At 53.3% G+C, this 14,330-nt stretch carries 12 protein-coding genes; 1 reads left to right on the top strand and 11 read right to left on the bottom strand.

What is annotated here, in order from left to right; all coding sequences use genetic code 11:
• Positions 1-5 precede the first annotated feature (5 nt).
• The 3 genes from CIK78_RS06370 to CIK78_RS06360 form a co-directional block, all read right to left on the bottom strand.
• Positions 6-368, bottom strand: coding sequence for a phasin family protein (locus tag CIK78_RS06370; protein WP_096278294.1), 363 nt, complete (start codon positions 366-368; stop codon positions 6-8).
• Positions 369-548: 180 nt separating this feature from the next.
• The gene (locus CIK78_RS06365; protein WP_096278292.1) at positions 549-1,238 is read right to left on the bottom strand and encodes a glutathione S-transferase N-terminal domain-containing protein; all 690 of its coding nucleotides are present in this window, start codon (positions 1,236-1,238) and stop codon (positions 549-551) included.
• A gap of 93 nt (positions 1,239-1,331) precedes the next feature.
• A complete protein-coding gene (locus tag CIK78_RS06360; RefSeq protein WP_096278290.1) occupies positions 1,332-2,024 on the bottom strand; it encodes a glutathione S-transferase N-terminal domain-containing protein in 693 nt (230 codons plus the stop codon).
• Positions 2,025-2,389: 365 nt separating this feature from the next.
• On the opposite strand from CIK78_RS06360, the gene CIK78_RS06355 reads away from it, so the two are divergent.
• Positions 2,390-4,081 (top strand): L-lactate permease, encoded by a 1,692-nt coding sequence (locus tag CIK78_RS06355; RefSeq protein ID WP_096278288.1) that lies wholly within the window; start codon positions 2,390-2,392, stop codon positions 4,079-4,081.
• A 79-nt stretch (positions 4,082-4,160) separates the two neighbouring features.
• Here the strand turns inward: CIK78_RS06355 and CIK78_RS06350 are convergent, their stop codons facing one another.
• The 8 genes from CIK78_RS06350 to CIK78_RS06315 form a co-directional block, all read right to left on the bottom strand.
• Positions 4,161-4,685 (bottom strand): gamma carbonic anhydrase family protein, encoded by a 525-nt coding sequence (locus CIK78_RS06350; RefSeq protein WP_096278286.1) that lies wholly within the window; start codon positions 4,683-4,685, stop codon positions 4,161-4,163.
• 34 nt (positions 4,686-4,719) lie between these two features.
• The gene (locus CIK78_RS06345) at positions 4,720-7,713 is read right to left on the bottom strand and encodes an FAD-binding and (Fe-S)-binding domain-containing protein (RefSeq protein WP_096278284.1); all 2,994 of its coding nucleotides are present in this window, start codon (positions 7,711-7,713) and stop codon (positions 4,720-4,722) included.
• A gap of 18 nt (positions 7,714-7,731) precedes the next feature.
• Positions 7,732-8,949, bottom strand: a complete 1,218-nt coding sequence (locus CIK78_RS06340) for an aminotransferase class V-fold PLP-dependent enzyme (RefSeq protein WP_096278282.1) — start codon at positions 8,947-8,949, stop codon at positions 7,732-7,734.
• A 100-nt stretch (positions 8,950-9,049) separates the two neighbouring features.
• Positions 9,050-10,237: a CoA transferase gene (locus CIK78_RS06335; RefSeq protein WP_096278280.1), complete on the bottom strand. Its 1,188-nt coding sequence runs from the start codon at positions 10,235-10,237 to the stop codon at positions 9,050-9,052.
• A gap of 42 nt (positions 10,238-10,279) precedes the next feature.
• Positions 10,280-11,086 (bottom strand): enoyl-CoA hydratase, encoded by an 807-nt coding sequence (locus tag CIK78_RS06330; protein ID WP_096278279.1) that lies wholly within the window; start codon positions 11,084-11,086, stop codon positions 10,280-10,282.
• Between the two features lie 64 nt (positions 11,087-11,150).
• Positions 11,151-12,434, bottom strand: a complete 1,284-nt coding sequence (locus CIK78_RS06325) for a TRAP transporter large permease (RefSeq protein WP_176483373.1) — start codon at positions 12,432-12,434, stop codon at positions 11,151-11,153.
• 9 nt (positions 12,435-12,443) lie between these two features.
• Complete coding sequence (locus CIK78_RS06320; protein ID WP_096278277.1) at positions 12,444-13,004, bottom strand: TRAP transporter small permease subunit; 561 nt, start codon at positions 13,002-13,004, stop codon at positions 12,444-12,446.
• A 65-nt stretch (positions 13,005-13,069) separates the two neighbouring features.
• A complete protein-coding gene (locus CIK78_RS06315; protein WP_096278275.1) occupies positions 13,070-14,047 on the bottom strand; it encodes a TRAP transporter substrate-binding protein in 978 nt (325 codons plus the stop codon).
• Positions 14,048-14,330 lie beyond the last annotated feature (283 nt).

The following is a 14,330-nucleotide window of genomic DNA, read 5'->3' as shown; positions in this document are numbered from 1 at the left end:
CTAACTTACTGCTTAGCCGTTTCTACCGCTTTCTTGGTGGTTTCTTCAGCCTGCTTTTTGCTATCTTCAGCAAAGCTTTGACTGATGGACGTCACTTTTTCAGTGTCACCTTTAACACGCTCCATGAAATCACTGGCTGTTTTCTGCTGGCTTTCGAGCGCTTTTTTGAAACTGTCAGTGTCTTTTACATCAAGCCAAGTCCGCGCTTGTGAAATAGCCATATCGGAGTAAGCGCGGGCAGCATCCACCTGCGCACTGAATAGCTGTTCATAGTAATCAAGTGCGGTCAGCGTGTAAGAGCGCATTGGCGATACAAACACAGATTCAAGCTGTTGCGCGGTTTGATCAGTACTCGATTTAGTAGCCATCTTCATATCCCCATAAGTGAGCTAGCACATCAACATGCCTTGATTAGGCGGATCTAAGCTAGGCATTTGCCTCTGCTGACTATAAAGTTAACAGTGCTTTTTGTGCAGCGCAACATGATTTTATCTCATGCTGCGCCTGCTCACTTATAGCGTATTTTTATTACCGCCGATAACCCGCGACTAGCGGTTATTGAACAAGTGCTTACGCGCTTGCTCATCCATTTCAACGCCCGCCTGTGGATTAACATCTTCGACCAACGCGTAAGCGCGGCGCACGGCTGGGCGCGCTTTCACCATATCGAACCAGCGCTCCAAGTCAGGAAACTCTTCTAGCGTTTGGCGCTGTTTTTCCCAGGGAACAATCCAAGGGTAGATCGCCATATCCGCAATCGAGTAGTCATCACCACCTACGAACGTATGGTGCGCTAGACGCTGGTCCAGCACGCTATAGAGCCGATTGGTTTCGAGCACGTAACGTTCAATGGCGTACTCAATTTTTTGCGGCGCATAGTTGCAGAAGTGATGATTTTGGCCGGCCATCGGGCCTAAGCCGCCCATTTGCCAGTGCAGCCACTGCAAGACGATATAGCGCTCGCGGCCTTCCGAGGGCAGGAACTGCCCACTTTTATCGGCGAGGTACTCAAGTATCGCGCCAGATTCAAATATCGATAGCGGCTGGCCACCGTCCTGCGGGGAGTGATCGACAATGGCGGGGATGCGATTATTGGGCGCGATCGCGAGAAATTCAGGGTCAAACTGCTCGCCCCGCCCAATGTTGATCGGCTTCACTCGATACGCAAGCTTGGCCTCTTCGAGCATGATGGAGATTTTGTGGCCGTTAGGGGTTGTCCAGTAATACAGATCAATCATTGCCATCTCCTTAATGAAAGCGTTGATTCACTCACTGAGCAAATTAAGGCTTTCTTAATGCATCAGGCGGCCGTGGCTGCACCGCCCTGTGCGTTATATGTCGCGTACGGTCAGGGCATTACTTGCCACCCCATCGTGAACGCTAAGCATGCGCTGGAACCATTCGTCGACCGGATCGCCCGGTTCTACAATCGCCTGTGTTGATACGATGTAAGCCCACATCATGCTGCCAAACAGCAAATAGTCTGAACCACTGGGGGAGTCACCGTCGAGAAATGCGCTTTCACGCAGTAAATCGCGCACCGGTGCCAACACCTGCTTGAGCTGTTGTTTACCCTGCTCTGGCTGGCTGAATTCTTCTAGCGTGCAGCCGAACCGCGCTTCACGCGTTTCGCGAAAGTAAGCGCGATCATCCGGGTGTACCGCCGCGAGTAAATCCAGACCCACGATACGAAATAACGCTGGTGTAACACTGCGCTCAACAAAGTATTTGAACAGCAGCACGCGCTGATAGCTGACGCCGTCACCCAGCACGGGCGCGTCGGGATACGCTTGATCCAAATAACGCATGATTTCGAAGCTATCGGTGACGACTTTATCGCCGTCGCAAAGTACGGGTACTTTGTCGTAGTCGGCAAACTCCAGCGCCTTTTTATCGAGAAAGCGCCACGCCACGGTGGTAAATTCCAAACCTTTATGGGCAAGCGTCATGCGTACGCGCCAGCAGTAAGGTGAGAAACGAAGCTGTTCATCTCGACCACATAAATCATAGAGTTTTAGTGCCATCAGTACTGCCCCATGGTGAGGAAACGAGTGGTTATCAAACGTGCGAATGCGCTTGGCGTGGTTCAACAATGAGCTTAAGAAACTATGCGTGCAATAGGCACCGCTAAACGGTGTCTATTAGTCTAACGAGAGCGCTATACCCCTCACTTTACAGGTTATTAAAAAACACATTAAAAACATCATATTAGGCAAAAAAACCAACACTTAACTCGCCTTTAAAAATGGCTTTAACAGGTAAGACCAATTTTCCAATGTAGTCATCTTGTTAACCTAACCGTATCTTTCACTTACACTCGGCTGGTAACACACAATCCAGGCGGTTTTCGCGGAGCGTACCAAATCAATAACAAGGGGCAGTTCCTCTCATGAATGAAACGACACTTGCACTTCTGGCCTTCTTGCCGCTGCTGCTGGCCGGCATTCTACTCGTAGGCTTTAAAGTACCCGCTAAGATAGCGATGCCTCTCGTTTTCCTAACGGCTGCCATTATTGGCCTAACCGTTTGGAATATGTCCTTTACCCGCGTCGTGGCATCGACTATTCAAGGCTTGATTCAGACAGCAGGCCTTCTATGGATCATCTTTGGCGCTATCCTGCTGCTTAATACCCTCAAGCACTCCGGGGGCATTACCGCGATTCGCAACGGATTCTCGGGCATTAGTCCTGACCGGCGCGTTCAGGCGTTGATTGTGGCCTGGCTATTCGGCTGCTTCATCGAAGGCGCTTCTGGCTTCGGTACGCCAGCCGCCGTTGCGGCACCGCTGATGGTGGCTCTCGGCTTCCCGGCGCTTGCCGCGGTCGTTGTGGGTATGATGATTCAGTCAACGCCCGTCTCTTTCGGCGCCGTCGGTACACCTATTGTGGTGGGCGTTGGTAGCGGTGTGGATCGCGTGGGCATTACCGCTCAGCTTGATTCGGTCGGCTCTAGCTGGGACGTATTTTTTCAACAAATCACTAGTTCGGTCGCCATTACTCACGGCATCGTGGGCATTTTAATGCCACTGATCCTAGTGCTGGTAATGGTGCGTTTCTTCGGCGCCAACCGCTCCTGGAAAGAGGGGTTGTCGATTACCCCTTTCGCTATTTTTACCGGCATCTGCTTCGTCGTGCCTTACATGCTAGTCGGCGTGCTGCTAGGGCCTGAGTTCCCGTCTATGATAGGCGCTATGGTGGGCTTAGCGATTGTGGTGCCTGCCGCCAAGCGAGGCTTCTTGCTGCCTAAAGATACCTGGGACTTTCCTGAATCTTCGTCTTGGCCCGATGAGTGGATTGGCAATCTACAAATCAAGCTGGAAGACGTTGCGGGCAAAGCGCCTATGTCGACCTTTAAAGGCTGGGTACCTTACGTATTGCTGGCGCTGTTCTTAGTCGCATCACGGACCATTGAGCCGCTGCGCGTCGCGTTAACGTCAATCAGCCTGGACTGGAACAACATTCTTGGCGAAGCGGGCGTTAGCGGCGGCGTGCAGCCGCTGTATCTACCCGGTGGAATTATTGTAGCAGTGGTGATCATTACCTACTTCTTGCACCGCATGAATCCACAAAAAATTAGCGCCGCCGTCTCAGAGTCCACCAAAACGATTTTTGGTGCGGGCTTCGTGTTGGTCTTCACCGTGCCGATGGTACGTATCCTGATCAACTCGGGTGTTAATGGCGCAGACCTTGTGTCTATGCCGGTGATGATGGCGCAAGCGGTGGCCGATGGCGTAGGTGGCATTTACCCCTTCTTTGCACCCGCTGTCGGGGCAATGGGCGCCTTCATTGCAGGCTCCAACGCCGTGTCTAACCTAATGCTGGCAGAGTTCCAGTTCAGCGTCGCGCAATCCCTTGGCCTTTCGACGGCGATGATGATTGCACTGCAAGCGGTAGGTGCGGCGGCGGGTAATATGATCGCTATCCATAACGTGGTCGCAGCGTCGGCAACGGTCGGGCTATTGGGCCGAGAAGGCACAACGATCCGCAAGACGATCCTACCCACCATTTACTATCTGATTTTTACCGGCATCATCGCACTGGTTGCGTTCTACGTGATCGGCGTGACCGACCCGTTAATGTAAAAGTGGCGGTTGTTGTAGCAGAAACGCAAACCCCCAGGCCTTGGCCTGGGGGTTTGCGTTTGGAGCGGGACAAGTGCAGTCAGTCTATTCGCTTGAGTTCTTGGCGATGGCGCTTGCTACGCTCTACGTAGCCCTGAGCATTTTTCTTCAGACCCGCCACCGCTTCTTCGGAAAGCGTTCGCACCACGCGAGCAGGTGAACCAACAATTAAGGAATTCGCTGGGAACACCGCGCCTTCCTTAATAAAGGCACCGGCACCTACTAAGCTATTTTCACCAATCACCGCGCCATTGAGCACCACCGCTTGGATACCGATTAGGCAGCCATCGCCAACCGTGCAGCCGTGCAGCATGGCCTGGTGCCCTACCGTTACGCCTTTACCTACTTTAAGCGGAAAGCCTGGGTCTGCATGCAGCACTGCGCCATCCTGAATATTGCTCTCTTCGCCAACCTCAAGGTGATCCGAATCACCGCGCAATACCGCCTGATACCACACGCTTGAATGCGCTTTTAAGGTCACTTGGCCGATAACATCTGCCGTTTCGGCAACGTATACGTCGTCGTGAATATCCGGGCGGTGCTCGCCATATTGATAAATGGCCACGTTGACCTCCTAGGTTGTTATTGATGTACAGCCTTCAGGCTAGCGCTTGTTCCAGCAATCGAGCAACGTGTATCGCTTCACGACCGCTGCCATCATGAATTTGATGGCGACAGCTTGTGCCGTCAGCAATAAGTACGGCATCTTTATCAGCGTTGCGGATAGCGGGCAACAGCGAGAGCTCGGCCATTTTTAGCGATGCCTCATAGTGCTCCGCTTCATAGCCAAAGCTGCCCGCCATGCCGCAGCACGAGGACTCAATTGTTTTGACCTCAAGGCCGGGAATCCAGCCTAGCACTTGCTCGACGGGGCGCAGTGCATCAAACGCCTTTTGGTGGCAGTGGCCGTGCAGCATAGCGTGCCCGTATGGCAGCGCTTTAAGTTCCAGCGGAAGCTGATCCGCCGCACGCGCGTTGACCAAAAACTCTTCAAACAAATACGCCGATGACGACAGTGCTTTCGCTTCTTCACCAAAGCCGTACTGCAGAAACTCATCGCGCATGCTGAGTAAGCAAGAAGGTTCTAGCCCCACGACGGCCACACCACGCTCCACAAAGGGCATCAGATGCTCAAGGGTGCGCTTGGCTTCTGCTTTGGCCTTATCGAACTGGCCCGACGATAGATAGGTTCGCCCGCAGCAAAGGGGGCGCTGCCCTTTCGTAACATTCAGATGAACGCGGTAGCCCGCAGCTTCCAGCACCCGTTTGGCCGCCTTGGCATTATCGCCTTCCATATAATTATTGAAGGTATCAACGAACAGCAGCACTTCCCGCGCAGCGTGCGGAGACGCCTCGGCACTGGCAAGGAAGTTGCCGTTAAATAGCGGCAGCGAACGCTGGGGCGCAAGCTTAAGCGCCTGTTTGATTTGCTTGGCTAAAAAAGGCACTCGCTCAACGCCGTTGACCAATGCGGAAAACTTGCTGGCCCACGGGGCGTAGCGCGGCATTTCCCCCACCATACGGTCACGTAGAGAGATTCCTTTAAGACGCGCGCGGGCGGTGCGTGCCTCTATTTTGAACTTGGCCATATCCACGCCCGTGGGGCAATCGCGCTTGCAGCCCTTACACGAAACGCATAGATCCAGCGCCTCTTTGACATCGTCACTGGCAAGCCCTTCATCACCCAATTGGCCGGAAAGCACCAGACGCAGCGTATTAGCGCGGCCCCGGGTCAAATGCTGTTCATCCTTAGTAATGCGAAAACTTGGGCACATGGTTCCCGCGTCAAACTTACGGCAGTGGCCGTTGTTGTTGCACATCTCCACGGCCATAGCCAAGCCATGGGTGGCATCGCCGCCGCTGCCTGGCGACGTTTGCTCGCCGGTGAGCGGGTCACGCTTTACATTCCAAGCGGACCAGTCAAACACCGGGGTTAGCGGGATGGTTTTATAGGCTTTAGGAAAACGAAAGTAGCGTTCGTCGTCCATTTTGGGAGTATCGACAATCTTGCCCGGATTGAACAGATTGTTAGGATCAAACAGTTGCTTTATTTCACGAAAGGCGTCGTTGATCGTCTCACCGAACTGCCACGCCACCCATTCGCCACGGCAGATACCATCGCCATGCTCACCGGAGTAGGCGCCTTTATATTCGCGCACTAGCGCGGAGGCTAGCTCGGCGATTTCACGCATTTTCTCTGCGCCATCCCGGCGCATGTCGAGAATCGGGCGCACGTGCAACGTGCCGACGCCTGCGTGGGCATACCAGGTGCCTTCCGTGCCGTAGCGGTTAAACACGTCGGTCAGCTTTTCGGTGTACTCCGCCAAATGCTCTAGCGGCACCGCGCAGTCTTCAATGAAGGAAACCGGCTTACCGTCGCCCTTCATACTCATCATGATGTTGAGCCCAGCTTTACGCACGTTCCACAATGCTTTCTGCTCAGCGGCTCCTGGCATGTCGACCACGCTGCCAGGCAGGCCTAAATCAGCCATCAGCTCACTAAGGCCACGCAGTACCTCCATCTGTGCCGCGTGGTCTTGGCCGGCAAACTCCACGAGCAAAATCGCTTCAGGCTTACCAATTAGCGCCTTTTCAATGACAGGCCGAAACGCAGGATTTTCCAGCGATAGCTCAATCATCGTGCGATCAACCAGCTCAACCGCCGTGGGGCCAAGCTTGACGATATGTTGAGTGAAGTCCATCGCCTGATAAAACGTCGGGAAATTCACCACGCCCAGGACTTTTTGCTCGGGCAGCGGTGACAGCCTGAGCTTAATACGCTGGCTAACGCCTAGCGTCCCTTCAGAGCCCACCAATAAGTGGGCGAGGTTCGCACGCCCGTCAAGATCATAGGGAATAGGATTTTGGCAATCGAACAGATCCAGATTATAACCACCTACCCGCCGCAACACCTTGGGGAAGTGGTCACGTATTTCAGGCGCGACACGCTGCGCGATGGCCTTGATCTGCTCAGCAATGCGCTGCTCCTGGGAGCCTTGAGCGACACTGTCCACGAAACCGAAGTTGGCCGCGCTGCCGTCGGCTAAAAGCGCCTCGACGCCCAGCACGTTATGCACCATATTGCCGTAGTAAATCGAGCGAGACCCACATGAGTTATTGCCCGTCATTCCGCCAATCGTGCACTGCGCGCTGGTAGAAACATCCACCGGATACCATAGCCCATGCGGCTTAAGCCACGCATTCAGGTGGTCAAGCACAATGCCTGGCTCGACCACCACGGTGAGTGCCTCGGCGTCGAAATCGACGATCTGATTGAGCCAGCGCGTAGTATCAATCACCAGCGCCTCGCCAACGGTTTGGCCACACTGGCTAGTCCCCGCTCCCCGCGCCAATATCGGCACGCTAGCATCTCGGGCGATATCCAGCGCTATTTTCAAATCCTGCTGGTGGCGCGGGATGACCACGCCTACCGGCGTCACCTGATAAATAGAGGCATCGGTTGAATAGCGCCCCCGCGTTGCCCGATCAAACCGTACTTCACCTTCCATTTCGCGGGATAGCCGCTCGGCAAACTCGCCGAGCGGTCGAATCTTGGCATCACCGGGCAGGCGATGATTGGTCAGAGACGTCATGTGGCTCTCCCCCGTCATTTAGCGCTCTGCTGCGCCTGCATTGAGCGGATTAGCTGCAAAGTAATCCAGCGCGGCAAGCACACCGCTTCCCTTCAGCTTCACGCCAGCAAGCTTCATGCCCGCCTCACAGCCGCCCAGGGTGGCAATCAGGGTTAGATCGTTGCAGTCGCCTAAATGGCCAATCCGGAAAATCTTGCCCTTGGCCTTACCCAGCCCCATGCCAAGTGAAAGATCAAATCGCTCATAAATGATCTTGCGCACCGCATCCGAATCAACGCCTTCGGGCATCACCACACCCGTCAGTACCGGCGAATACACCGCAGAGTCCTGGCACTGAATTTCTAGCCCCCACGCTGCTACCGCTGCACGTACGCCGGCTCCCCAGCGCTGATGGCGAGCCAGCACGTTGTCGAGACCTTCATCCAACAGCATATCCAGCGCTTCATTCAGGCCGTAAAGCAGGTTAGTGCTTGGCGTGTAGGGCCAGTAGCCGTTCTTATTGGCCTCTAGAATTTCATCCCAAGCCCAAAAACTTTTTGGCAATGTCGACTGCTTACTCGCTTCGATTGCTTTAGGTGAGAGCGCGTTAAAACTGATGCCTGGCGGCAGCATCAGGCCCTTTTGGGAGCCGGAAACAGTAACATCTACGCCCCATTCATCGTGACGGAAGTCAGCGCTGGCCAAGCCTGAAATAGTATCGACAATCAGCAATGCAGGGTGGCCCGCCGCATCAATAGCCTTACGCACGGCCGCAATGTCACTGGTGACGCCGGTAGAGGTTTCGTTATGTACAACGCACACCGCTTTCAGCTCGTGACCGGTATCTTCTTTTAAGCGCGCTTCGATCATGTCTGCCTGCACACCCTGGCGCCAGCCTTCATAGCCAGGCAGGCTCAGAAATTCGGGCTGGATGTCCAGGCGCAGAGCCATTTTTTGCCATAGCGTGGCAAAGTGGCCGGTTTCAAACATCAGCACACGGTCGCCAGGCGACATAGTATTGGCTAACGCGGCCTCCCAGGCACCGGTACCTGACGCTGGGTAAATAATCACCGGGTTCTCGGTCTTGAATATTTTTTTAACCTTGCTCAACAGTTCAAGACCTAGCGCGCCGAACTCCGGCCCACGGTGATCAATGGTGGGCAGGCTCATCGCTCGTAAGATGCGATCTGGCACCGGTGATGGGCCAGGAATTTGCAAGAAATGACGACCGGATGGGTGAAAATTAAGTTTTAGCATGATGACGCTCCTGTTTGTTGTTGTACGGCTCGCGGCTGAATCTGCCGCTTAGCGTTATTCAAAATGGATAATGAATGCAATTCATCACATCAAAAAAGCGTTACTTGATACATCCTTCAGCGCGTAAAGCATCAAGCTCTTCACCAGAAATACCCAGGCTATCAAGTACTTCATCAGTATGCTGAGCAAACAAAGGTGCAGGGCTACGAATTTGCGAGGGCGTTGCCGAAAACTTACTGGGAAAGCCTATCGTCTTCATTTTGCCTATCACCGGGTGGTCCATCTCCTGCACCATGCCTCGCGCTACGTAGTGCTCATCCTGCATGGCTTGAGCGAAATCGTTAATAGGCCCTGCCGGTACACCCGCGCGGTCACAAAGCGTTAGCCACTCATTCACACTTTGGTCGGCCATCAGCTCTTCAAGCAACGCTTCCAGCTCTTCAACGTGCTGACCGCGCGTCTGGTTAGTGATAAAACGCGGGTCTGCCATTAACTCCTCGCGTTTTAAGACATCCTGACAAAAGCGTTCCCAGGTTCGTTGATTGGCACAGCCGAGCATCAAATAGCCATCGCTGGCTTTGACGGCCTGGTAAGGCGCAGACACGCGATGGCGCCACCCCGTTGGCTTAGGCACGGTGCCTTCAGAAAAATACGCTGCCGCCTCCCAGGTAAACCAGGGCAAGCCACACTCGGTAATGGCGATATCAATATACTGGCCGGCGCCCGTCTTCATCTTGTGAATGCATGCCGCCAGGATTGAATAAATCGCGGTGAGTCCAGCCCCAATGTCGTAAACAGCAATACCGGTTTTCAGCGGGCGTTTGCCCTGCTCGCCGGTCATCGACATCAATCCAGTCATGCCTTGCGCCACCAGGTCGAATCCACCTTTGTGGCTATAAGGCCCGGTTTGCCCATAGCCTGAAATGGAGCAGTACACGATGCCAGGGTTGATGGCCTTAATCGTGTCGTAATCAATGGCCAGCGATTTGGTGACGCCAGGCCGGTAGTTTTCGACAATCACATCGGCATCAGCGGCTAAGCGATAGAAAATTTCTCTAGCGCGTTCATCTTTTAGATTAAGCGATATGCTCTTTTTATTACGATTAATCTGTGAAAAGCAGGTCGATTCGCCGTTGACGTAAGGCCCCATTTGGCGGCTGTCATCACCGCCATTGAGCTTCTCCACCTTAATCACCTCAGCGCCCATGTCAGCCAACACCATGGTGCAGTAGGGTCCGGCCATAATTTGCGATACATCCAGCACTTTTATGTCTTGTAGGGGAAGCACGGGCTTTCCTCCTAGTTAGTCGATGTAAGCTCTGGCCGAAAACTAATGGCCAGACCACTTAAACGGCGTTTTATTGACGAATTTATCCACTGCCGAGGCAAAATCTTGGCTCATATAGCAGGTGGTTACCCAGTCATCACTCGCGTCGGCGGGAAGACGTCGCTGCTCCAGCGCACGTCCAATCAACGCCTTACTGGCCTTAAGCGTTAGCGGCGCACGCTGAGCAAAGGCCTCTGCGAGTATCGCCACGTCGGCATAGATGGTGCCTGCGCCGAACTGCTGATTGATTAATCCCGTCGCGAGTGCCTCATCGGCACCAAACAGGCGCGCCATCATCAGCGCCTCTTTTGTCCGCGCAACGCCAAGCATATCGATCATGCGCGAAACGTTATTAATCGACAGCGTATTGCCCAGCGTTTTAGCAATGGGCACGCCAAACTTGAGCGTGGAGGTGGCGTAGCGAAAATCGCACACTAGCGCCAGTGCCGCCCCGCCCCCCACACAGGCACCTTCTATCAGCGCCAGCGTGGGCTTGGGAAAGGCCTCAAGTTTGCCGACAACACGATCAATACGCCGCTCGTAGTCAATGGCATCGCTCGCCTTGGTAAAGGTTGAAAACTGACTGATATCGGTGCCGGCTACAAACGCTTCACCGCCTACACCGTGTAAGACAACCGCATGAATGTCATCGTTGTCGACCAGCTGATCGCAATGCTTTTCCAAGGCGTCGTACATCTCCCAGGTCATGGCATTGCGGCTCTGGGGCCGATTAAAGCCAATCCAAGCCACCCCGTTAAGCTGCTCGAAGCGAATGCTATCGACGTGGTTGGGTTCGTTTACGTTGCTCATCTGCTACTCCTGTTAGGCATGTCGTGTTCGAGTATTACCTTTCAGCTCTCGACCAACGGTCACGTTATCCGTAGACAAAATTCACTAATGCCAGCGCAAACGCCGGAATATAGGTATTAATCATCAGGATCGTAAACAGCACGGCAATGAACCACAGGTTGGTTTTCGAGGTTGCCCATATGTCCGATTTAGCAATGGAGCACGCCGCAATGAGCACGCTGGCCACCGGAGGTGTTTGCTGGCCGATCGCTAAGTTTAACGTCACGATCAGACCGAAGTGCAGCGGATCGATACCCACTTCAAGCACTAGCGGTAAAACAATGGGCACGACCAAAATAATCGCCGCGGCAGAGTGCAGGAAAATACCCAAAATCAAGAAGATGATGTTGAGTAGTGCCAAAATCATGTACTTGTTGCTGGTAAGCTCGCTAATCTGCATCGCAATCTGCTGGGGAATACGCGTTTCAGTCAGATACCCACCGACGACCGCTGACGCTGCCACCAGTAGCATCACCACCGCGGTTTGCACGCCGGCACTCTTACAAGAGTCGATGAAATTTCTAAAGGTGAATTCGCGATAGATCACCGCACTGATAAAGATAGCGACACATACCGCCAGCGCTGCGCCTTCGGTCGCAGTAACGAACCCACCAAAGATACCGCCTAGAATGATGATCGGAATCAACAGTGCCCAGATCGCTTCTTTGAAAGCGATCCATAGCTGCGAGACCCGAAAGCGTCCTTCAGAGGGGAAGTTATATTTGCGTGCCAGGTAGTAGCACATCCCCGCCAAGCCCATTGCACCTAAAAGTCCTGGGAAGATACCGGCAACAAACATTTGTACCACCGATTCACCCGACATGACCGCATACAGAATCATCGGAATAGAAGGCGGCAGGATGATGGCCAGACTGGCAGCCGAAGAGGAAATTGAAGCGGCAAATTCTTTGGTATAGCCCCGCTTGCGCATCGCGGGAATCAAAATACTGCCTATGGCCGATACGCCTGCAACGGAAGACCCTGAAATTTCAGCGAAAAACACCGAAGCGCCGATGGTAACCATCGCTAAACCGCCTTTAATAAACCCTACCATTGCCATGGCTAAGTCAATCAAGCGCCGCGATATACTCGAGGCGTTCATAATGGCACCGGCGAGAATAAACAGCGGAATCGCAATCAGCGGAAAGTTGGTGGCGCCCTCAAACATCGTCATGCCGACCGTCGGCATTGCCAAGCTGCCATACGACATGAACGTTGCAACGGTTCCCACCAATGCTAATGCCACCGCAACAGGCACATTGATAAGAATCAGCAGAATTAATGCGATAAAGATATACAGTATGACCATGGTGTCTGCTTACCCTCGCTGCTGTGTGCTGACGGCTTCGACGGCATCTGCGTCAAGGCCTGCTTCTTCAAGTTCATGATCAATAAAGCCTTTACCTCGAGCACTTTTGATCACGTCGGGGAGCCGCAGCAGTTCAGCAATAATGAACAGTACGGAAGCAACGGGAATAGCCGACTGAGTTATCTGCATTGAGATGGCGGGGAGGCTGACCATATTGACGCCATCAAGAATCAGCATCACCTGATAGCTTGCTAAGCCAAGGAAGATAAAGAAACCGATGGTGATAGCCTCGGCTAGCAGCGCGACCGGCACACGAATGACAGGCGGGCACATATTAAGCACGCTGGGGCAGGTAATATGCGCGCCTTTCGCGGCGGCCAACGCCGCACCGTAATAGGTCACCCAGGCCAGCAACACAGCCGCCAGCTCGTCATACCAGCTTAAGGGAAAACCTAGATAGCGGGTCACGAAGCCGACGGTGACCACGCCCGCAAGCGCAATTACCAAAATCACGACGATACCTTCAAGAAACGAAAAATAGGCGTTCTTGAATTTTGTAAAAGTACTCATTGAGACCTCCGAGAGACGAGGTGCCGCGTATCGAGCGCTGCACCTCTGATAGATTGGCGCGGGACTTACTCGCGTAGCGCAGCCACTGAGTCAATCAAGTCCTGACCACCGTCTACTTCATCGGCAAACTTACTGTAGATAGTTTGTGAGGCCTCAACGAAAGCATCGAAATCGACGTCGTTGACTTCCATTCCCTCTTCTTTCATTTTCGCCAGGGTTTCATCATCGAGACGCTGACCTTCTTCTAACACGAAGTCTTCCATTTCAACGGCCACTTCTTCGAGCACTTGCTGCACTTCTTCCGGTAGACGGCTCCAGCTAGCACCAGCGGTTAGGTAGGCAGGGGTGTAAACGTGGTTGGAAATGGAGAGGTAATCCTGCACTTCCTGGAAGCGCGAGGAGTAGGTTTGAATTAATGGGTTTTCCTGGCCGTCCATTGCCCCGGTTTGTAGGGCCACGAACACTTCAGAAAGCGACATCGGGGAAGGCGCCGCACCGTAGCTACGGAACATTTCAATACGCCATACACCGCTGGGCGTGCGCAGCTTTATGCCTTCAAGATCGCTAGGAACAACAATCGGCCGAACGTTGTTAGTGATCTGACGAAAACCGTTTTCCCATACCCCGATAATTTTAAAACCACGGGCTTCAGCGGCGTCATACATGGGCCCACGTACGACCTCATCGCGCACGCGCTTCATGTGCTCGCGGTCAGCGATTAAATACGGCATTTCAAACAGCGCAAACTGATCTGATTCCGAACTCATGACCGTGGAGGGTATCGAGAGATCCAGTGAACCCAAACGCAAACGACGCATCATTGATTCATCGCTGCCCAGCTGGCTGTTGCCATAAACGTTTACTTCGGCAACGCCTTCTAAGCGTTCGTTGGCGAGTTCAGCAAAACGGTTGGCGCTAATTTCAAATAACGAGCCAGGGCCACCCACATGACCAAGGCGCACTTCAATAGCGGCGTTAGCGGCGGCGGCCTGCAAGCCAAGCGATACAATGGCCGTTGCCAGCGCTGTTTTGAGCAGTTTCATAGTGAACTCCAAGTGAAGCATTTGTTGTTGTTGGCTATGTCGCCACCGCAGCGTTAGCTCACGATGGAACCTGCATGGGAAGCTGTTTGAATAGACCAACGCGTTGCTAATAGGCATCTACAGCAAAGGCTTTCCCCACATCAATTTGAATTCAAAATTCAAAATTAGGTATTAAACTTTCGTCTTGTCGCAAAAACAAAACTGCAACGCGTTGTTTTTTAAGCTCTCTCTAATAACCTTCACACATAAAAAAACGGGCAGTGGCTCGAATAAGCCACACAGC

Origin of the sequence: Halomonas sp. JB37 (assembly GCF_002332255.1) — a bacterium.
Taxonomy (GTDB): Bacteria; Pseudomonadota; Gammaproteobacteria; order Pseudomonadales; family Halomonadaceae; genus Vreelandella; species Vreelandella casei.
Note: the sequence above shows the minus strand (reverse complement) of the source record. Positions and strands in the feature narration are given on the sequence as shown.